Origin of the sequence: Methylobacterium indicum, assembly GCF_017347565.1 — a bacterium.
GTDB lineage: Bacteria > Pseudomonadota > Alphaproteobacteria > Rhizobiales > Beijerinckiaceae > Methylobacterium > Methylobacterium indicum.
In genome coordinates this window covers 19,525-39,665 of record NZ_AP024145.1, presented here as the reverse complement: position 1 = coordinate 39,665, position 20,141 = coordinate 19,525, and the positions used below count along the sequence as shown (strand labels likewise).

Here is a 20,141-nt window from a genome sequence, read left to right as displayed (position 1 = left end):
CAGAAAATTCGTGCGGTATGAGGGAGTTAGTCGGGGTGGTTAACAGGTTCCGCGGGTGCCCGAAAACCCGCCTCTAAAGCTTCCCAAGCTGAATGTCGTCGGTTCGATCCCGATCGCCCGCTCCATCCAACCCAGTCATCCGCCAGGCGTTTTTGACAGCCTGCCATTGAATGAGTGTTCGGCCCTGTCGGGATCTGTTCCTCGCGGCCGTTGGATGAGAGACGTCACTCCGCCATGATCCATGGTTTGCGGGCCGCGCCGCGTGCGGGGCGCATGGCGGTCGTCGCGTGCGCAGGAATGGCGGTGGCACGGATCGTGTCGCGGGCGGTGCCGTCGCCCCGGCGTCGCGAGCGGGGAGAGCGACGATGGACGTCAAGCGCCTGACGGACGACCTGTCCGTCGCCGGGCAGGTCGTGCCCGCCGATGTGCCGGCAATGTCCCGGGCCGGGTTCCGGGCCTTGATCTGCAACCGTCCCGACGGGGAGGGGACGGACCAGCCGGACTTTCGGGAGATCGAGGTTGCCGCCCGTACGGCCGGGATCGAGATCCGCTACCTGCCGGTCGTGTCGGGCCGGGTCTCGAACGCGGATGCGGCGGCGTTCGGCGCGCTGCTCGAGGACCTGCCGACGCCCGTCCTCGCCTATTGCCGGACCGGCACCCGCTCGACGACGCTCTGGTCGCTCCACGAGGGCGCCCGCGGCCGGCCGGAGCCGGAGATCCTGGCCGTGGCCCGGGCGGCGGGCTACGACATGACCGACGCCATCCGGCACCTCGCCTCGGCGGACGGGCCTTCCAAGCAGGGGTCGGCTACCTCGCCGACGTAGAGGCCCCGCTGCCGGTCGAGCTTGAGCCTCGCCGCTCGACACGGCGCCGCGACCCGGGCGATTGGCAGGCCTGAGGGCCGGCCCGGATCATGACCGGCGGCGGGATTCTCCCGTTCGTCCGATCGGTCGCACCGTGGCCGCGCCGATCCCGACCGGCGCGTACCTGCCCGCAATCGGGGCGACGCCCCACGCTTCATGGCGCCCCGATCGCGCCGCGATACCGGGACGCTTTTCATCCGTCCGGTGTCTCGAAGGAAGCGGGCCCGCCGCGCTTCGCACCCCGGGTTCGGCCCGCCGCCGCGATGGTCGCCCGGTGCGCCGGCGGTGACCCCGCGCAAACGCCTTTCCCTCGATCGGTGCTCGGCGGGAAACGAAATTCCAGAAAAGCCGCGAAATAAACCGATCGCTTCGTTTGACGGAAACATCGTCTTCGGCGACGATTTTGACGTCATCGAGACGTTCCAGGCAGTCGTGCCGGAGACGGTTTTCGTTCTTTGCGGCAATCATCTGCATCGACTGTTCCGGATGCCATGCTCGGGGCCGGCCTTTCCCGTGCAGTGACGGTCGCCGCGTGCGCGGCGTGCCGCCCGGGATCCCGATTCTTCGACCGAACGCGGAGCGACCCATGAACATCGCCGTCAATCCGAACCTCGTCGCCGGGCACGTGCCGCAGGGGACGCCCGGGCCTGCACGTCCCGCGACGCCCGCCCACGTCATCCGCGACGATGCGGAGGCGATCCGGGTCGCGCACGACCTGGCGGCGCGTTTCCGGGAGGGGGCCTCGGAGCGCGACCGCACCGGCGCACGGCCGCTCGCGGAGCTCGACGCATTCTCGCAGAGCGGCTTGTGGTCGATCAACGTGCCGCGCAGCCATGGCGGGCCGGAGGTCTCGTACCGGACGCTGGCGCAGGTCGTCGCGATTATCGCAGCCGCCGATCCCTCGATCGCGCAGATCGCCCAGAACCATCTCGGCATCGTCGCGGCGATCCGCACCGTGTCGGAGCCCGAGCAGCAGGCGCGGCTCTTTTCCGCGGTGCTCTCCGGCCTGCGCTTCGGCAACGCCTTCTCGGAGAAGGGCACCAAGCGGGCCGCGGAGTTCGAGACGCGCTTCAGCGATCACGGCGACCACGTCGTCGTGCGGGGCCGGAAATTCTACGCCACGGGCGCCCTGCTCGCCCATCTCGTGCCGATCGTCGCCGTCGATGACCAGGGCCGGCCCTGGTACGCCATCGCCGAGCGCGACGCGCCGGGCCTCACGGTGATCGACGATTGGTCGAGCTTCGGCCAGCGCGGCACGGCGAGCGGCACCGTGATCATCGACGACGTGCGGGTCGAGAAGAGCCACCTCGTGCCGGCCTGGCGCGGCTACGAGGCGCCGCGGGTCGACGGCGCCATCTTCCAGATCATCCAGGCGGCGATCGATGCGGGAATCGGGCGGGCCGCCCTCGACGACACCATCGCGTTCGTGCGCGAGAAGGCGCGGCCCTGGATCGACAGCGGCCAGGAGCGGGCCTCGGACGACCCCTACACGATCCGGGCCGTCGGCGACCTGACGATCCGCCAGCACGCCGCCGAGGCGCTGCTCGACCGGGCGGGCCTCGCCGTCGATGCGGCGGTCGTGAACCCGACGCCCGAGAGCGTGGCGGCGGCCCAGCTCGCGGTGGCCGAATCGAAGGTGCTCACCACCGAGGTGGCGCTCGCGGCCTCGAACACCCTGTTCGAACTCTCCGGCACCCGCTCGACGCTCGCCGAGCACAATCTCGACCGGCACTGGCGCAATGCCCGCACCCACACCCTGCACGATCCGGTGCGCTGGAAGGTGGCGATCGTCGGCAATCACGCACTGAACGGGGTGAACCCGCCGTTCCACGCCTGGAGCTGACGAGGCCCGGCTTATACCGACGGTCGTTGAAAACGACCTTTGGTTCCGGTCTCGAATTGATGCGTCAGCATCTCGGGCCGTTGGTGTTACAGCAGCTTCACGGTGTCTCGCCGCCTCTGGGCCCGAGCCTGGAGGCGGCGGCGGCGGGCGGCGATCACCGTGCCGTTGATCTCGCCGCCGAACAGGAACATCGCGGCGAGCCAGTAGACGAAGACCAGGAAGACCATCGCGGTGGCGAGGCCCCCGTAGGTCGACACGTAGGCGCTCGAGAACCGGTCGAGGTACATCCCGAAGCCGAGGCCGGCCAGCACCCACAGGCAGAGCGTCACGGCGATGCCGGGCAGCACCAGGACGACCGGCCGGCGCCCGGCGGCGATGAACTTGTGGGCGATCACCAGCACGGTGGCGACGAGGAGCACCGTCACGCCGACCCGGCCGACCGCCACGGTGAGGCCGAGCGGCTCCAGCCCCGGCGCGACCAGCACCAGCCCGCGCCAGACCAGCGGGCCGAGCACCACCAGGAAGGTGAAGGCCAGCATCGCGAAGGCGGCGCAGACGACGTAGCCGATCGATTCGAGGCGCGTCAGCCACCACGGCCGCGTCTCGCGCAGGCCGTAGGCCCGGTTGAGGCCGACCCGCAGGCTCTCGACCCCGCTCGACGAGAAGTACAAAGCCAGCACCGCGCCGAGGGTGAGGAGGCCGCCGCGCTGCTCGGTCAGCACCCGGTGGACCTCCCCGGCGATCGGGCCGGCGACCTCGCTCGGCCAGATCTCGAACAGGAGGTTGCCGGCCTCGTCGGCGAGCGACTTGGTGCCGAACACGCCGGCGAGCGCGGTGAGCAGGATCAGGAACGGAAACAGCGAGGTCAGCAGCGAGAGGGCGATGTGGCTCGCGATCGCCCAGCCGTCATGGGCGACGAAGCGCTGGGCCGCGATGGCGGCGATCTCCAGGGCGGTGCGGGGACGGATCACGGCGCGCGGACTCTCGGGCTGATCGACATCTCGTGTCGTCCGGGGAAGGCCGCGTCCGGCCGGTGACGCGTCCGACGGGCTTGCCGCCTCAGGTAGAGCGCGGGGCCCCGTCCTGGGAAGCCGGGCGGCCAGAAATCCGGTCGCCGCGTCCTTCCGGGCACGGGGGAGGGGGCTGTGCCGAGGCGCAAGCCCCGCGTGGCGGGCGGGGCGGCCCGCCGACGGCGCCGGTTGCACGGCGGCCGCGCCCGTGCTCGTTGCGCCGTCATCATGAGCCGCCTCCTGCCCCTGTCCGACGCCGCCTGGCCCGCCCGCCTGGCCCCCGGCCTGTTCGTGCTGATCTGGGCCACGGGTTTCGTCGTGGCGCGGCTCGTCGCGCCGCACGCCGAGCCCCTGACCTTCCTCTCCGTCCGCTTCGGGCTCACCGCCCTCGTGCTGACCGGGCTCGCCGTCTCGGCCCGCGCGACCTGGCCCCGGGGCTGGCGCGGCTGGCGCGACGCGATGGTGGCCGGGATCCTGATCCACGGCATCTATCTCGACGCGGTGTTCTGGGCGGTGCATCGCGGGCTGCCGGCGGGCATCGCCGCCCTGGTGGCGAGCCTGCAGCCGCTGCTCACCGCGGCGGTGGCGGGGCCGCTCCTCGGCGAGCGGGTCTCGCTTCAGCGCTGGCTCGGCATCGCGGTCGGGCTCGTCGGCGCCGGTCTGGTGCTGGCGCCCAAGCTCGGAGCGGCCGGCGGCATTCCGCCCGAGGCGCTGGCCGTCTGCTTCTGCGGCACGGTCGCCATCACGTTCGGCACGCTGTGGCAGAAGCGCAAGGCCGTCTCGGTCGACCTGCGCACCAACGCGGCGGCGCAGTTCGTCGGCGCCCTGCTGTTCACCCTGCCGCTCGCGCTCCTCACCGAGACCGGGCAGTTCGACCTCTCGACGCCCCTGCTCCTCGGCCTCGCCTGGGCGGTGCTCGGCCTGTCGGTCGGCGGCATCCTGATCCTGCTCGGGCTCATCCGCCGCGGGGCGGTGGCGGGCGTCGCGGCGCTGTTCTACCTCGTGCCGCCGGTCTCGGCCGCGATGGCGTTCGGGCTGTTCGGCGAGACCCTGGCGCCGGTCCAGCTTCTTGGAATGGTGGTGGCGGTTCTGGGCGTGGCGATCGCGAGCCGCGGTTAAGTCCCTGGTGGGACTCGCGGCGCTAGGCTGCCGCGACCCTCGGAGACTATCCACATGCTGCGCCCCGCCGTGATGATCGTGCCGCTCGCCACGGGCTTGACGCTCGGCGCGAGCTTGACGCTGGCTGCAGCCTTGGCGCTCGGCGCGAGCCTGGCGCTCGCCGGTCCCGCGGCGGCGGACGGCTTCCCTCACGGCGATCCCGGGGCACCGGCCGGCGACAGCCGCCCGCCCGCCGGGTACGAGACCGGGCGCCGGCCGGCGACGAGGCCGGTTCATCGTGGCCGCAGGCTCGTCGCCGCCGCGCCGCGGGGCTCCGCCCTCCGCCCGGTCTCGTACGGCGAGGTCGAGGGTCCGGTCTTCCACGCCTGGCTGCCGCGCAACACCAACCTGCCGATCTACAACATCCCGCCGCCGTTCTTCCCGGAGCCGTGAGGAATCCGCCCGGGCGCGGTCGGGATCGAAGCGAGACGAGGGGCGTTAGACCTGGCGTGGAAACCCGCCAGGAAGCCGAGCCGTGCCCGACCCGACCCCGTCCGATTCGCGCGTGCCGGACGCGATCACGCCGATCGACGCGATCGTGCCGATCCCCCCCGCCGCGCCGCCCCAGATCCTGTCCGGCCCGGACCCGCGGGCGATCGACCTCTCGGAACTCGACCGGCTCGACGATGGCGAGCGCGAGCGCCTCGCCCGGGCCGGCCAGGACGCCCTCGACGCCTGCCTGCGCCGCTTGAGCCCCGCGGAGCGCGCGGCGTTCTGGCACGCGGTCTGCCGCTGCTACAACCGGCCCTACAATCCGGTCGACGGCTCGGGCGGCGAGGCCCCGGCGGCCGGGACCGTTCCGGTCGAGATCGTGCTGGCCGACGCCGCGCCCGGGCTGCCCGATCCGCACGTGATCGAGGCGGTCCGGCCGGACCGGGACGGCGCCCGGCGGTGAGCGCGGCCCTCCGAACGGGACGGCGCATCTCGATCAGCGTCGCGGATCAGCCGCCGTAGCTCTGCACCAGCGAGCCGGCCACCAGGGTCCAGCCGTCGACCAGCACGAAGAAGATCAGCTTGAACGGCAGCGCCACGGTGGCGGGCGGCAGCATCATCATGCCGACCGACATCAGGATCGACGCGACCACGAGGTCGATGATCAGGAACGGGATGAACAGCAGGAAGCCGATCTCGAAGGCGCGCCTGAGTTCCGAGATCATGAAGGCGGGGGTCAGCACCTCGAGGCCGACCGCCTCCGGGGTGGCCGGCGTCCCGGCCCGGGCGAGATCGAGGAAGAGCTTCAGGTCCTTCTCGCGCACGCTGCGGAGCATGAACGCCTTGAACGGCTGGCTCGCCCGCTCGAAGGCCTGGCTCTGCTGGATCTGGCCGGCGAGCAGCGGCTCGATGCCGGTGCGGTAGGCCTCCCGCGCCGTCGGCGCCATCACGAAGGCGGTGAGGAACAGGGACAGGCTGACGATCACGGCGTTGGGCGGGGCCGTCTGGGTGCCGAGCGCCGAGCGCAGGATCGACAGCACCACCACGATGCGGGTGAACGAGGTCGCCATCACCAGGACCGAGGGCGCCAGGGCCAGCACGGTGATGAGGGCGACGAGCTGCAGCGCCCGCTCGGTGACGCCGCCGCTCGGGCCGAGATCGACCGTCAGGCTCTGCGCGAGCGCGGGCGCACCCGACAGGAGCAGGAGGGCCGCGGCACGCGGGAGGACCTGCGCGAGGGTCCGCAGGGGAAGGCGACGATTCGGGGGCACCATGGCGGGCGCACCCTGGGCCGCGGCGCCCCGGCCCGCAAGCGCCACGCCCGCCTCGCCCCATCGAGGGCGGGCGGGCGCGGTTCCGGTGCAACAGCGTCGGGGTTAGGTCCGGCTCAGCGCTTGTCCAGCGGCCGGCCGAGGAGCCGGGCGAATTCGGCCTCAATCTCCTCGACCGAGAACGGGTTCTGGACGGAGGCCGGCTTCGCGGCCGGAGCCGGCTCCTCGGGGGGCGCAGGCGGCGGGGGCGGCGCGGGGGCTGGTTCGGGCTCCGGCGGCGCAGGCGGTACCTCGGGCTCGGGTTCCGGCGGCGGGGGCGGCGGCTCGGGCGGCAGGGGAGGGGCCGGCTCCGGCTCCTGCGGCGCGGGCTCGGGCTCCGGCGGCGGTGGGGGAGGCGGCGCGGGTGCGGGTTCGGGTGCGTGCTGCACCGGCTCCTGCGGCGCGGGCTCGGGCGGAGCGCTCATCGCCGGGACGGCCGGGCGGGCCGGCGCCACCGCGGAGGAGGGCCGGCGCAGGGCCTCCTCGAGCTGGCGGGCCATGTCGTTGAGGATCGTCGCGTCCACGGTGCGCGGTTCGCCGCTGCGGGTGCCGGCCGGCGTCGGCGCGGACGGCAGGACGGGCTCCGGCATCGGCACGTTCACCACCGGCGGCACGGGCGCCGCGAAGGCGGCCGCTTCCGCAGGGGCGGTTTCGAACGGCGGCGTCTCCAGGGGCGGTGGCGTCTCCAGGGGCGGTGGCGCCTGGCGGGCGGCCCGCAGGCTCGGCGGCTCGACCCGCCGCCCGCCGCCGAAGCGCGGGGCCGCCCGCGCCGGCTCCGGCACGGCCGGGTCCGGGCTGGAGGAGGCCTGGGGCGGCACCGGGGCGAAGGCGGCCGCGATCCGCTCGGGCTCGACGGTCCGCCCCGGCATGTCCGGCTCGGGGAAGGGCGGCGGCAGCGGCGCCGGCTCGGTGCCCGGCGGCAGGGTCAGCGGCGCGTCGGGCGCGTCGTCCGAGCGATCGGCCAGCTCGGCCGAGACCCGGTTGCCGCCGGTCCGCACGATGTTGCGCTCGATCACGACGTCGTTCGGCCCGCCGACCAGCAGCAGGTGCTCGGTGTTGTCGCGCCGCAGCAGGATCAGCTGCCGCTGGCGGTCGAGCTCGTAGATGTCGACGATGCCGAGCCGCGGCTGGCGGCTGCGGCCGGTGCTCCCGCTGCCCCCGAGGGTGAGGCGGCCCCGCGCGAACCTCTTCGCGCCGTACGCGAACAGGCTGAGGAGCACGACCATGATCAGGAAGACGATCAGGTAGGAGAGCAAGGGCGAACCGTCCGTCCCGAGGATCGAGGAGAGCAAAGCGCGGTCTCTCAAGTGAGGCGCACACGGGGCACGCCGACGATGTGGTGGCCTTCTAGCACGACCCTGCCGGGCCTGCGCAGGGGACATTAAGATATCGTTAACAGCTTTGACGACCGTGGGGCCGCACGGGCCGGGACGTAACGACCTCGTCGCGCTTAACCGGATTTTAACCATGCGATAGGCAGATTGTGCCGGTCTAAACCGGAAGGCCCGCCCGTGTCGGTCACCGATCTCCCCATCGTCGCGATGTTGCGCAACCGGATGCAATGGCAGCAGACGCGCCAGAAGGTCCTGGCGGAGAACGTCGCCAACGCCGACACGCCGGGTTTCCGGGCCCGCGACCTCAAGGCGCCGCGCTTCCAGCTCGACGGCTCCGTGGCGGCGGCGGGCCTGCCGGGGGTGGGCCTCGCGCGGACCTCCGGCGTGCATCTCGCCGGCACCGGCCAGGCCGCGCCGTCCGAGGAGCGGACGGGCACGCGCTTCGAGATGATGCCGAGCGGCAACGCCGTCAGCCTCGAGGAGGAGATGCTGAAGGCCGCCGACAACCAGAGCGACTATCAGCTCGCCAGCCTGCTCTACCGCAAGAGCCTGCAGACCCTGCGCACGGCGGTCGGCCGGTAGGCCCGTCGCGCTTTCCCGTCTCACCGGCCTTCGCCGCGACCGGCCGTCTCCGCGAGACCCCGTCAGACCGACCCGAGGTGGCTTCCATGGATTTCAGCAAGGCGATCGGCATCGCGGCCTCCGGACTCAAGGTCCAGTCGGGCCGGATGCGGGTGATCTCGGAGAACATCGCCAACGCGGATTCGGCGCCGACCAGCCCGACCGCCGAGCCCTACCGGCGCAAGATCCCGACCTTCACCAACCACCTCGACCGCGATCTCGAGGCGTCGGTCGTGGATCTCGGCAAGGTCCGCCGCGACCAGAGCCCGTTCCGCACCAAGCAGGACCCGGGCAACCCCGCCGCCGACGCCAACGGCGAGGTGCGGATGCCCAACGTCAACGTCCTCGTCGAGACCGTCGACATGCGCGAGGCCCAGCGCTCCTACGAGGCGAACCTCAACATGGTCTCGCTCACCAACCGCATGGTGTCCCGCACCATCGACATCCTGAAGGCCTGACCATGACCACCAACGCCTTCGCGGCCGGCGCCTACGCGGCGATCCAGAACATGGGCCGCACCCCGGCTGCCGGCCTGGCCGGCGCCGGCGAGAGCGGCTTCACGCAGCTCCTGTCCTCCGCCCTCGACGGGGTGTCGGAGGCCGGCAAGCGCGCCGACGGCCAGGCCATGGCGGCGGCCGCCGGCAAGGCCAACGTCGTCGACGTCGTGACCGCGGTCGCCGAGAGCGAGACCGCGATCCAGACCCTGGTGGCGGTGCGCGACCGGGTGATCTCGGCCTACGAGGACATCATGCGGATGCAGATTTAAGGAATCGTTGGCACCGATGACCGGTCTCGCGATCCTCGACGTCGCCCGCGACGGCATCCTGACCTTCCTCAAGGTCGCCGGCCCGATGATGGTCGTCGCCCTGGTGGTCGGCCTCGCCGTGTCGCTGTTCCAGGCCCTGACGCAGATCCAGGAGCAGACGCTCATCTACGTGCCGAAGATCCTCGCGGTCTTCGCCACCATGATGCTGATGCTCCCCTTCATGGGCGACGCGCTCGCCGGCTACATGACCCGCATCGCCGCCCGGATCGCGGCGGGGGGTTGAGCGGGCGCGGATTCCGACCGAAGACGTCCGAGATCATCCCGCCCGCGCGAGTCGCTCCCCGCAGGTCGCCCCGGACACGAATCGCCCGCCGTGAACCTCCTCCTGCCAGGGCTCGCCTCGGCCTACCTCCTCACCTTCGCGCGGGTCGGCACCCTGGTGATGCTGATGCCGGGCATCGGCGAGGCGATGGTGAGCCCGCGCCTGCGCCTCGCCTTCGCGCTGCTCCTGTCCCTGGTGCTGTTTCCCGTCGCCCGCCCGCTCCTGCCCGGGGGTACGGGGCCGGAGCCCGGCGGCGCCGGCACGGCGCTGATCGGCGTGCTGATCGGCGAGATCGCGGTCGGGCTGGTGCTGGGCCTCAGCGTGCGGGCGGTGATCGCCTCGCTCCAGACCGCCGGCACCATCATCGCCCAGCAGCTCGGCCTCGCCTTCGCGATGACGGTCGATCCCTCGGTCGGCAACCAGCAGGCGACGCTCGGCAGCTTCCTCAGCCTGCTCGGCCTCACCCTGGTCATGGCCACCGACCTGCATCACCTGGCGCTGGTCGGAATCCGCGATTCCTACGCCCTGATGCCGCCGGTCGGCATGCCGGCGACCGGGGACGCGGCGGCCTTCGCGGTGCGGGCGGTGGCCCGCAGCTTCACCCTGGCGGTGCAGATCGCGGCGCCGTTCATCGCCTTCGGCATCCTGTTCAACCTCGGCCTCGGCGTGCTCTCGCGCCTGATGCCGCAGATGCAGGTGTTCTTCGTCGCCACCCCGGCCTCGATCATGATCGGCATGCTGGTTTTTCTGGCCACCGTGGGGGTGATCATGGGGGTCTTCGTCGACGACCTCGGCCGCTTCCTGGCCGATCTCGGGAGGGGATGAGGCGATGGCGGACGGGACCGACCAGGAAGACCGCACAGAGGACGCGACCCAGAAGCGCCTCGACGAGGCGATCAAGCGCGGCGACGTCGCCACCAGCCAGGAGGTCAACACCTTCCTGATGCTCGGCACCTTCACGCTGGTGCTGGTCCTGGCCGGGCCCTCCCTCGCCCGCGGCCTGCTGGTCGACCTGCGCGGCCTCCTCATCCACCTGCACGACGTGCCGTCCGATCCCGCCTCCTACATGGCCTTCGGCCGCCGGGCCCTCGTCGCCGCGGGCCTCGCCCTCGCGGTGCCGGTGGGCGCCGTGCTCACGGCCGGCGTGATCGGCGGCCTCGTCCAGCACCCCCTGGTCTGGACCACCGAGATGCTGGGGGCGAAGTGGTCCCGCGTCTCGCCGATGGCCGGCCTGTCGCGGATGTTCGGCCCGGAGGCGTGGTTCCAGTTCGCCAAGGGCCTGGTGAAGATCCTGCTCGTCGGCATCGCCGCCGGCTTCGTGCTGTGGAGCGACCGCGACCGGCTCGAGGCCTTCGCGCGGCTCGAGCCGCCGGCTGTGCTCCAGGGCACCCTCTCGCTCTGCCTGCGGCTGATGGGCGCGGTGCTGGCCACCTACGTCGTCGTCACCCTCGGCGACGCGCTCTACCAGCGCTTCCGCTGGCGGGCCCGCCTGCGCATGTCGAAGCAGGAGCTCAAGGACGAGCTGAAGGAGCAGGACGGCAACCCGGAGGTGAAGGGGCGGATGCGCCGGATCCGCGCCCAGCGGGTGCGGACCCGCATGATGGCGGCGGTCCCGACCGCCAGCGTGATCGTCACCAACCCGACCCACTACGCGGTGGCCCTGCGCTACGAGGCCGGCATGGCCGCGCCCGTCTGCGTCGCCAAGGGCGTCGACGCGCTCGCCCTGCGCATCCGCGAGGTGGCGGGCGAGCACGGCGTGCCGGTCGTCGAGAACCCGCCGCTGGCGCGCGCGCTCCACGCCACCGTCGAGATCGACGCCCCGGTGCCGCCCGAGCATTACCGCGCGGTGGCCGAGGTGATCGGCTACGTGATGCGCCTGCGCCGGCGCCACTGAGTCGTCGCAATCGGCGCCCGGAACGAACCGGGTTCATTCCACGGAAACGCCGCGCCTGCTAGGGAACGGCCGAGAGACCGGTCCGCCCGCCCGCGGACCGCGCGAAGGATCGGGGTCCGGCCGCGGGCGCGGGCCCCCGGGGAGTGTCGAGGCGACATGCCGGAGTTGAGCCCATCCGCGGCGGAGGCCGCCCTCGACCGCTCCGAGCGGCCCGGCCGGGTCAGCCTGCTCCTGCTGCTGGCCGGCCTCCTCGTCGGCGCGGCGGTGGGCCTGAGCTTCGTCGCCAACGAGCAGGCGCAGCCGATCATCCTCGGCCTCCTGGCGCTTCTCGCCATGGCGGGGGTGTTCTGCCTGTTCGCCTTCGCCATCGGGGCGATCCAGCTCACCGGCCAGGGCACCCGCAACGACGTCACCAAGGCGGTGGTCGATGCCGCCCCCGACGGCATGATCGCCGTCGAGGAGGGCGGCCGGCCGATCTACGCCAACGCCGCCTATCTCCAGCTCGCCGGCAGCGACACCTTCACCAACCTGCGCCCCGTCGAGCGGGTCTTCGTCGGCTCGCCCGAGGTCTCGGAGGCGGTCTACCGCCTGGCGCAGGCCGCCCGCGAGGGCCGCTCGCTGTCGGAGGAGATCCGCATGGCGCCGCCGCCCGGCGGCGCGGCGGAGCGGGACTTCGCGTGGTTCCGCATCGGCGTGCGCCCGCTGCCCCTGCCGCGCCGCCCGGTCTCCCTGTGGAGCGTCGCCGACATCACCCACGAGCGCGAGCGCCAGGAGAACGTCTTCCAGGAGCTCCAGCACGCGATCGACTACCTCGACCACGCGCCCGCGGGCTTCATGGCGGTCGATCCCAAGGGCTCGGTCGTCTACATGAACGCGACGCTCGCGGCCTGGCTCGGCCACGACCTCGCCCAGGTCGGCTCCGGCGGATTGCGCCTGTCCGAGATCCTGCCCGACGACCTCGGGCCGGTGCTGATCGGCGGCAAGGGCGAACCCGGCGAGGTCCGCACCGACCGGTTCGACCTCGACCTGCGCCGGCGCAACGGCCACCCGCTCTCGGCCCGGCTCTACCACCGGGTCGCCTACGGCCAGGACGGGCGGCCGGGCGATTCGCGCACCCTCGTCCTCAACCGCTCCGCCGGCGAGGAGAGCAGCGACGATCCCGGCCAGGCGGCCGAATTGCGCTTCGACCGCTTCTTCAACACCAGCCCGGTCGCGGTGGCGACGCTGGCGGCGGATGGGCGGCTCGTCCGCGCCAACGCCTCCTTCGCCCGGCTGTTCGGCACCCTGCCGCGCACCGGTGACGGCAGCGAGGCCGGTCCCCCGGTGCGCGACTTCGTGGTCGAGCGCGACCGGTCCATCGTCGACGCCGCGGCCCGGGCGGCCGCGGAGGGCCGGGGCGACGTGCCCCCGGTCGAGATCGGGGTCTCGGCGCCGGTCAACCGCTCGGCCCGGATCTGGCTCAGCCCCGCCGGCACGGCCGGCGGCGCGGAGGGCGCGGTGATCCTCTACGCGCTCGACACCACGGCCCAGCACCAGCTCCAGCAGCAGGTCAACCAGGCCCAGAAGATGGAGATGGTCGGCCAGCTCGCCGGCGGCATCGCGCACGACTTCAACAACGTGCTGCAGGCGATCATCGGCTACTCGGACCTGCTGCTGGCAAGCCACCGGCCGGCCGATCCGGCCTTCCAGGACATCATGCAGATCAAGCAGAACGCCAACCGGGCCGCGAGCCTGGTGCGGCAGCTGCTGGCCTTCTCGCGGCGCCAGACCCTGCGGCCGGAGGTGATCCATCTCGGCGAGGCGCTCTCCGACCTCACCCTGCTCCTCAAGCGCCTGCTCGGCGAGCGGGTCGAGCTCGATCTCAAGCACGGCCGCGACCTCTGGCCGGTCAAGGCCGACGTCAACCAGTTCGAGCAGGTGATCGTGAACCTCGCGGTCAACGCCCGCGACGCGATGCCGGAGGGCGGGCGTCTGCTGATCCGCACCGCCAACATGGCCGCGGAAGCCGTCGGTGCCTTGCGCCTCAACGGCCTGCCGGGCGCCGACCACGTCCTCATCGAGGTCAGCGACACCGGCACCGGCATGACCCCGGAGGTGATGGAAAAAATCTTCGAGCCGTTCTTCACCACCAAGGAGGTCAACAAGGGCACGGGCCTGGGTCTCTCGACGGTGTTCGGCATCGTCAAGCAGTCCGGCGGCTACATCGACGTGCGCTCGACCATCGGCCAGGGCACGGTCTTCGCCATCTATCTGCCCCGCCACGTCCCCGTTCCGGAGGCGGAGGCCCCCGAGGTCTCGGCGGACCTGCCCGCACCCGCCGCCGGCGGCGCCCCGGCTCCGGCATCCGCCGCGGAGGCCCAGAAGCCGCCGGCCCGCGACCTCACTGGCCACGGCACGATCCTGCTGGTCGAGGACGAGGACCCGGTCCGCGCGGTCAATGCCCGGGCGCTCACCGCCCGCGGCTACACCGTGCTCGAGGCGGCCTCGGGCCTCGAGGCCCTGCAGATCATGGAGGAGCGCGACGTGCCGGTCGACCTCGTCGTCTCCGACGTGGTGATGCCCGAGATGGACGGCCCGACCCTGCTGCGCGAATTGCGCAAGGGCCACCCCTCGCTCAAGGTGATCTTCGTCTCCGGCTACGCCGAGGACGCCTTCCGCAAGAACCTGCCCGACGGCGAGGAGTTCAACTTCCTGCCCAAGCCGTTCAGCCTGAAGCAGCTCGTCGAGACGGTGAAGACCACGATGGCGGGGTGAGGGCGCCCGGATCGCCGTGCTCGTGGCCGCCGCCTGCGGGACTTACATCCATGTATGTAACCAGGGGGTGGCCATGAAGACCGCGATCAGCATGCGCGAACTCCAGAAGATGTCGGCCGGCGCGATCCAGGCGCTGCCGCATGCGATGCCGATCAAGAACGGCACCGCGACCGTCGGCATTCTGTTGCCGATCCACCAGGCATCTCCGGAGTATATGCGCAAGGTGATAGCCGATATTCGGGCGGATGCGGAAAAGTATACTCCCGAAGAGAACGCTGCCATTGATCGGCTGCTGGCCGAGCGCGGCGCCGAGTGACGGAGAGGTCTGCCGACGCGGATCTTCCTCTGCGACGGCCTTCCAGCATGCTGGTCGTCGATACCAACATCGTCTTGAGTGCCGCCTTGGGGCGCCGCTCCGTGTCGGTCTTCGACGCACTTGCCGATCGACGGCTCGTAGCGACTTCCGCCCGCGTTGCGGAGGAGGTCCAGCGGGTCCTGCTGAGTGTTCCGGATCTCCCGGCGGGAGCACCTGTGCGCGCGGGTGTGATTCTCGCCGGGATCGATGTCATTGATGCCTCGTACTACTCCGACCGAATCGACAGCGCGGCCCGCGTCCTCTCCGACGCCGTCGCCTCCCGCAACGGCTCGACGTCGGACGCGCATGTCCTCGCCTGCGCCTGGCTGCTGGACGCCGACATCTGGAGCCACGACCGCGACTTCGCCGGGACCGGCTGGCCGTCCTCGTCGAACGCCAACCTGCTCCGGGCCCTCGACGGCGCCTGATCCCCCAAAAATGCCTCGATGAATGCCCCTCCCGCCCTTGCCGGAAGAGAACAAAACAGGTACATAAATCCCAGCCGCGCGATTGAGACTTGTCGCCCCTCCTGCCATAAGGACCCGCCGAGATGGCTCAGCCCCAGATGCGACTGGTGGAAAACCCGACCATGGACAAAGACAAGTCGAAGGCGATCGACGCCGCCCTCGCCCAGATCGAGCGCGCCTTCGGCAAGGGCTCGATCATGCGGCTCGGCAAGGGCGACAAGGTGCAGGAGGTCGAGGTCGTCTCGACCGGCTCGCTCGGCCTCGACATCGCGCTCGGCGTCGGCGGCCTGCCGCGCGGCCGCGTGATCGAGATCTACGGGCCGGAATCCTCCGGCAAGACCACCCTCGCGCTCCACACCATCGCCGAGGCCCAGAAGAAGGGCGGCGTCTGCGCCTTCGTGGATGCCGAGCACGCCCTCGATCCGGTCTATGCCCGCAAGCTCGGCGTCAACCTCGACGACCTCCTGATCTCCCAGCCCGATACCGGCGAGCAGGCCCTCGAGATCACCGACACCCTGGTGCGCTCCGGCGCCATCGACATCCTGGTGGTCGATTCGGTGGCGGCGCTGACCCCGCGGGCCGAGATCGAGGGCGAGATGGGCGACCAGCAGCCGGGCCTCCAGGCCCGCCTGATGAGCCAGGCCCTGCGCAAGCTCACCGGCTCGATCTCGCGCTCGAACTGCATGGTCATCTTCATCAACCAGATCCGGATGAAGATCGGCGTGATGTACGGCAGCCCCGAGACCACGACGGGCGGCAACGCGCTCAAGTTCTACGCCTCGGTCCGCCTCGACATCCGCCGCATCTCGACCCTGAAGGACCGCGACCAGCCGATCGGCAACAGCGTCCGGGTCAAGGTGGTCAAGAACAAGGTGGCGCCGCCGTTCAAGCAGGTCGAGTTCGACATCATGTTCGGCGAGGGCGTGTCGAAGGTCGGCGAGCTGATCGATCTCGGCGTCAAGGCCGGCATCGTCGAGAAGTCGGGCGCCTGGTTCTCCTACGACAGCCAGCGCCTCGGCCAGGGCCGCGAGAACTCGAAGGGCTTCCTGCGCGACAATCCCGACATCGCCAACAAGATCGAGGCCTCGATCCGGCAGAATTCGGGCCTCGTCGCCGACAAGATCCTCGAGAACGCGACGCCGACGGCCGACGACCTCGACGAGGGGTCGGCCTGATCCGACGGGTCGGTTCTAGGGACATCAAGGGGCCGCCGCGCGACGAGCGCGGCGGCTCTTCTTGTTGGCGGGCTGTCCGGGGAGGGGAGTGGCGCGGGCATGTTCCCTCCCCCCTCTGCGGGGGAGGGTGCCCGGCTGCGAGTGCGAAGCACTCGTGCGCCGGGCGGGAGAGGGGACGCCGCTTCCGGAGAGGTCGCGATCGTGATGAAGGGCGACCCCTGGAGCATCGTCGCGCTGCCCCTCTCCCGGCCCCTGCTGACGCAGGGACCACCCTCCCCCGCAGAGGGGGGAGGGTTGACCCGCGCCTATTCCTTTCCCCGCTCGCGGGGGGAGAGACCCGTGCCGTTTCTGATCCTCGGAGGGACCCGCTGGCTATGGCGCCCCCGGCCCCGCCCAGCCGAACAGCCCGGCAAACACGAAGGCGATGCCGACGATCGCCACGCCCCAGACCAGGGTGCGGATCCACGGGATGCCGAAACCGTAGATCGGCAGGTAGAGGAGCCGGGCCCAGAAGTAGAGCTGTGCCCCCCACGCCACCGCGCCGCCCTGACGGCCCGAGACGGCGGCCGCCAGCACCAGGGCGGCGAAGAGCGGGAAGGTCTCGAAGAAGTTGGCCGAGGCCCGCTTCAGCCGGGCGGCGGCCCCGGTGACCTCGCCCTCGCTCTCGCGGTTGCCCGCCGCCCAGGCCAGGCTGCCGCGCTGGGCCAGGCCCGCGGTCGAGGCGGCCATGATGTGCGCGAAGCCGAGGGCGGCCGAGAGGGCGAGGAGACGGATTTCGTCGGTCATCGAAGCACAAGTCCCGGAACGAGGAATCTGCCGGCGGGCCGGCGGCCGCGCTTGCTTCCGACGCACATAGCGGCGGCGCTCCGCCTCGACACGGGGGGAGCGCGTGACTAAAGACACGCGGATGCATCCGCGGGCCGCCCGCCGGTGCGCCCCGTTTTCACGCCCGCCCGCCCGGCCCGCCTTCCGCAGAGACGATTCTTCCCATGAGTGGCGTCAACGAGATCCGGTCCACCTTCCTGGACTACTTCGCCAAGCACGGTCACGAGGTGGTGCCGTCCTCGCCGCTGGTGCCGCGCAACGACCCGACGTTGATGTTCACCAACGCCGGCATGGTGCAGTTCAAGAACGTCTTCACCGGCGTCGAGAAGCGGCCCTACCAGCGCGCCACCACCGCCCAAAAATGCGTGCGCGCCGGCGGCAAGCACAACGACCTCGACAACGTCGGGTACACGGCGCGCCACCACACCTTCTTCGAGATGTTGGGCAACTTCTCGTTCGGCGACTATTTCAAGCCGCTGGCGATCGAGCTGGCCTGGAACCTCGTCACCAAGGAATTCGGGCTCTCGCCCGAGAAGCTGCTCGTCACGGTCTACGCCGACGACGACGACGCCGCCGCCCTGTGGCGCAAGATCGCCGGCTTCTCCGACGACCGCATCATCCGCATCCCGACCTCCGACAATTTCTGGCAGATGGGCGATACCGGCCCGTGCGGCCCGTGCTCGGAGATCTTCATCGATCAGGGTCCGGAACTCTGGGGCGGTCCGCCCGGCAGCCCGGAGGAGGACGGCGACCGCTTCCTCGAATTCTGGAACCTCGTGTTCATGCAGTACGAGCAGATCGAGCCGGGCAACCGGGTCGGCCTGCCGCGTCCCTCGATCGATACCGGCATGGGCCTCGAGCGCATGGCGGCGATCCTCCAGGGCGTGAAGAGCAACTACGACACCGACCTCTTCCGCAGCCTGATCGACGCCGTGGCGCATCAGGTCGGCCGGGCGCCGGAGGGCAAGCAGACGGCGTCCTACCGGGTGATCGCCGACCACCTGCGCGCCTCGTCCTTCCTCGTCGCCGACGGGGTGCTGCCGAGCAACGAGGGCCGCGGCTACGTGCTGCGCCGGATCATGCGCCGGGCCATGCGCCACGCCCAGCTCCTCGGCTCGCGCGACCCGATGATGTACCGCCTCGTGCCGACGCTGGTGCGCGAGATGGGCCAGGCCTACCCCGAGCTGGTGCGGGCCGAGAGCCTGATCGCCGAGACCCTGCGTCTCGAAGAGACCCGCTTCCGCCGTACCCTGGAGCGCGGCCTCTCGATCCTCGACGCCGAGACCCGCGACCTCTCGGACGGCCAGAGCCTGTCGGGCGAGACCGCCTTCACGCTCTACGACACCTACGGCTTCCCCCTCGATCTGACCCAGGACGCGCTCAAGTCCCGCGGCATCACGGTCGATACGGACGGCTTCACGGCCGCGATGCAGCGCCAGCGCGAAGCGGCGCGGGCGGCCTGGACGGGCTCGGGCGAGGCCGCCACCGAGACCCTGTGGTACGGCTTGCGCGAGCGCACCGGCGCCACCGAGTTCCTCGGCTACGACACGGAAGGTGCCGAGGCGGTGGTCACCGCACTGGTGCGCGGCGGGGCCGAGGTCGAGGCGATCCGGGCCGGCGAGGAAGGCCTCCTCGTCGTCACCCAGACCCCGTTCTACGGCGAGTCCGGCGGCCAGGTCGGCGATACCGGCCTGGTCAGCGGCCAGGGACTGCGCGCCCGGGTGACCGCGACCGAGAAGAAGCTCGGCGACCTCTTCGTCCACCACGTCGCGGTGGAGGAGGGGAGCCTGACCCTCAATCAGCCGGTCGAGCTGAAGGTCGATCACGGCCGCCGCTCGGCGATCCGCGCCAACCACTCGGCCACCCACCTCCTGCACGAGGCCCTGCGCCAGGTGCTCGGCGACCACGTCGCCCAGAAGGGCTCCCTCGTCGCCCCCGAGCGCCTGCGCTTCGATATCAGCCACCCCAAGCCGATCGAGGCCGAGGAGCTGGCCCGGGTCGAGGAGATCGCCAACCGGGTACTGCTCCAGAACGAGCCGGTGGTGACGAAGCTGATGGCGGTCGACGACGCCATCGCGTCGGGCGCCCGCGCGCTGTTCGGCGAGAAGTACGGCGAGGAGGTCCGGGTCGTCTCGATGGGCCGCGACGAGGCCGCCGACGGCCGCCCGAAGACCTTCTCGGTCGAGCTGTGCGGCGGTACCCATGTCGGGCGCACCGGCGATATCGGCGTCGTGACGATCCTCGGCGACAGCGCGGTCGGCGCCGGCGTGCGCCGGATCGAGGCGATGACGGGCGACGCCGCCCGCCGCCATCTCGCGGGGGAGAGCCGCCAGCTGGCGGCGATCGCCGCCCTGCTCAAGGCCCCGGTGGCCGAGGCGCCCGAGCGCCTGGCGAGCCTGCTCGAGGAGCGCCGCCGGATGGAGCGGGAACTCGCCGACGCGCGTCGCAAGCTCGCCATGGGCGGGGGCGCGGCCGGTGGCGGCGACGACGGCGTGCGTGAGGTCGCCGGCACCAAGCTGATGGCCCGGGTCGTGCAGGGCGTCGAGATGCGCGACCTCAAGAGCCTGGCCGACGAGGGCAAGAAGCGGCTCGGCTCCGGGATCGTCGCGATCGTGGGCGTGGCGCCGGACGGCAAGGCCGGCCTCGTCGTCGGCGTGACCGAGGATCTGACCGGCCGGTTCGACGCCGTCGCCCTGGTGCGGGCGGGCTCCGAGCGGCTCGGCGGCAAGGGCGGCGGCGGTCGCCGCGACATGGCCCAGGCCGGCGGTCCGGACGGGGCGGCGGCCGAGGCTGCCCTGGAAGCGATCGCGGCGGTTCTGGCGTCGACACCCTGGCCCCCTGGGTGATGCCTGAGAGCCACAGGCCGGGTCTTTCTGGTGGCGACCGAGCCTGTCGTCGCCATCGGGAGCGGCATTCGCGCTCCCGACGATGGGCTCGGTCTCAGTCGTTCGACTGTCTCGCGGGTCCGTCCCAAATATTGCTCCGATTGTTCCAAAATCCTGCCGGTGTCGG

21 protein-coding genes are annotated in these 20,141 nt (G+C 71.5%); 17 read left to right on the top strand and 4 right to left on the bottom strand.

The window, feature by feature from the left end:
- Positions 1–365 precede the first annotated feature (365 nt).
- The 3 genes from miv_RS00195 (at position 366) to miv_RS00185 (ending at position 2,706) form a co-directional block, all read left to right on the top strand.
- Positions 366–824 carry a protein tyrosine phosphatase family protein gene (locus miv_RS00195; protein WP_207180769.1) on the top strand — a complete coding sequence of 153 codons (459 nt, stop codon included), beginning with the start codon at positions 366–368 and terminating at the stop codon, positions 822–824.
- A gap of 324 nt (positions 825–1,148) precedes the next feature.
- The gene (locus miv_RS00190; RefSeq protein ID WP_207180767.1) at positions 1,149–1,385 is read left to right on the top strand and encodes a hypothetical protein; all 237 of its coding nucleotides are present in this window, start codon (positions 1,149–1,151) and stop codon (positions 1,383–1,385) included.
- 64 nt (positions 1,386–1,449) lie between these two features.
- Complete coding sequence (locus miv_RS00185; RefSeq protein ID WP_058617898.1) at positions 1,450–2,706, top strand: SfnB family sulfur acquisition oxidoreductase; 1,257 nt, start codon at positions 1,450–1,452, stop codon at positions 2,704–2,706.
- Positions 2,707–2,792: 86 nt separating this feature from the next.
- Here the strand turns inward: miv_RS00185 and miv_RS00180 are convergent, their stop codons facing one another.
- Positions 2,793–3,674, bottom strand: a complete 882-nt coding sequence (locus miv_RS00180) for a YihY/virulence factor BrkB family protein (RefSeq protein WP_207183339.1) — start codon at positions 3,672–3,674, stop codon at positions 2,793–2,795.
- A 270-nt stretch (positions 3,675–3,944) separates the two neighbouring features.
- On the opposite strand from miv_RS00180, the gene miv_RS00175 reads away from it, so the two are divergent.
- The 3 genes from miv_RS00175 (at position 3,945) to miv_RS00165 (ending at position 5,769) form a co-directional block, all read left to right on the top strand.
- Positions 3,945–4,835: a DMT family transporter gene (locus miv_RS00175; protein ID WP_207180765.1), complete on the top strand. Its 891-nt coding sequence runs from the start codon at positions 3,945–3,947 to the stop codon at positions 4,833–4,835.
- 54 nt (positions 4,836–4,889) lie between these two features.
- On the top strand, positions 4,890–5,267 hold the full coding sequence (locus miv_RS00170) for a hypothetical protein (protein WP_244496733.1): 378 nt from the start codon (positions 4,890–4,892) through the stop codon (positions 5,265–5,267).
- An 82-nt stretch (positions 5,268–5,349) separates the two neighbouring features.
- A complete protein-coding gene (locus miv_RS00165) occupies positions 5,350–5,769 on the top strand; it encodes a hypothetical protein (RefSeq protein WP_207180763.1) in 420 nt (139 codons plus the stop codon).
- A gap of 46 nt (positions 5,770–5,815) precedes the next feature.
- On the opposite strand, the gene fliP is transcribed toward miv_RS00165, so the two are convergent.
- Both fliP and miv_RS00155 read right to left on the bottom strand, forming a co-directional pair.
- Positions 5,816–6,580, bottom strand: a complete 765-nt coding sequence (gene fliP, locus miv_RS00160) for a flagellar type III secretion system pore protein FliP (protein WP_048430169.1) — start codon at positions 6,578–6,580, stop codon at positions 5,816–5,818.
- Positions 6,581–6,693: 113 nt separating this feature from the next.
- On the bottom strand, positions 6,694–7,908 hold the full coding sequence (locus miv_RS00155; RefSeq protein ID WP_207180761.1) for a hypothetical protein: 1,215 nt from the start codon (positions 7,906–7,908) through the stop codon (positions 6,694–6,696).
- A 219-nt stretch (positions 7,909–8,127) separates the two neighbouring features.
- On the opposite strand from miv_RS00155, the gene flgB reads away from it, so the two are divergent.
- From flgB to recA, 10 genes are all read left to right on the top strand, one after another.
- A complete protein-coding gene (flgB, locus tag miv_RS00150) occupies positions 8,128–8,532 on the top strand; it encodes a flagellar basal body rod protein FlgB (protein WP_048430970.1) in 405 nt (134 codons plus the stop codon).
- A gap of 86 nt (positions 8,533–8,618) precedes the next feature.
- Positions 8,619–9,029, top strand: a complete 411-nt coding sequence (flgC, locus tag miv_RS00145; RefSeq protein ID WP_048430969.1) for a flagellar basal body rod protein FlgC — start codon at positions 8,619–8,621, stop codon at positions 9,027–9,029.
- A gap of 2 nt (positions 9,030–9,031) precedes the next feature.
- On the top strand, positions 9,032–9,337 hold the full coding sequence (gene fliE / locus miv_RS00140; RefSeq protein WP_207180758.1) for a flagellar hook-basal body complex protein FliE: 306 nt from the start codon (positions 9,032–9,034) through the stop codon (positions 9,335–9,337).
- Between the two features lie 16 nt (positions 9,338–9,353).
- Entirely contained in the window at positions 9,354–9,620 is a 267-nt protein-coding gene (gene fliQ, locus miv_RS00135; RefSeq protein WP_048430967.1) for a flagellar biosynthesis protein FliQ, read from the top strand.
- Positions 9,621–9,710: 90 nt separating this feature from the next.
- On the top strand, positions 9,711–10,484 hold the full coding sequence (gene fliR, locus miv_RS00130; RefSeq protein WP_048430966.1) for a flagellar biosynthetic protein FliR: 774 nt from the start codon (positions 9,711–9,713) through the stop codon (positions 10,482–10,484).
- A 4-nt stretch (positions 10,485–10,488) separates the two neighbouring features.
- The gene (gene flhB, locus miv_RS00125) at positions 10,489–11,553 is read left to right on the top strand and encodes a flagellar biosynthesis protein FlhB (RefSeq protein ID WP_207180756.1); all 1,065 of its coding nucleotides are present in this window, start codon (positions 10,489–10,491) and stop codon (positions 11,551–11,553) included.
- Between the two features lie 156 nt (positions 11,554–11,709).
- Positions 11,710–14,307: a cell cycle histidine kinase CckA gene (gene cckA, locus miv_RS00120; RefSeq protein ID WP_207180754.1), complete on the top strand. Its 2,598-nt coding sequence runs from the start codon at positions 11,710–11,712 to the stop codon at positions 14,305–14,307.
- 73 nt (positions 14,308–14,380) lie between these two features.
- Complete coding sequence (locus tag miv_RS00115) at positions 14,381–14,623, top strand: hypothetical protein (RefSeq protein ID WP_207180752.1); 243 nt, start codon at positions 14,381–14,383, stop codon at positions 14,621–14,623.
- 47 nt (positions 14,624–14,670) lie between these two features.
- Complete coding sequence (locus tag miv_RS00110) at positions 14,671–15,090, top strand: PIN domain-containing protein (protein WP_207180750.1); 420 nt, start codon at positions 14,671–14,673, stop codon at positions 15,088–15,090.
- 122 nt (positions 15,091–15,212) lie between these two features.
- Complete coding sequence (recA, locus tag miv_RS00105) at positions 15,213–16,304, top strand: recombinase RecA (protein ID WP_048426181.1); 1,092 nt, start codon at positions 15,213–15,215, stop codon at positions 16,302–16,304.
- 372 nt (positions 16,305–16,676) lie between these two features.
- On the opposite strand, the gene miv_RS00100 is transcribed toward recA, so the two are convergent.
- Positions 16,677–17,090: an MAPEG family protein gene (locus miv_RS00100; RefSeq protein ID WP_207180743.1), complete on the bottom strand. Its 414-nt coding sequence runs from the start codon at positions 17,088–17,090 to the stop codon at positions 16,677–16,679.
- Between the two features lie 203 nt (positions 17,091–17,293).
- Between miv_RS00100 and alaS the strand changes: the two genes are divergently transcribed.
- Positions 17,294–19,975 carry an alanine--tRNA ligase gene (gene alaS, locus miv_RS00095; protein WP_207180741.1) on the top strand — a complete coding sequence of 894 codons (2,682 nt, stop codon included), beginning with the start codon at positions 17,294–17,296 and terminating at the stop codon, positions 19,973–19,975.
- The last annotated feature ends 166 nt before the right edge of the window (positions 19,976–20,141 follow it).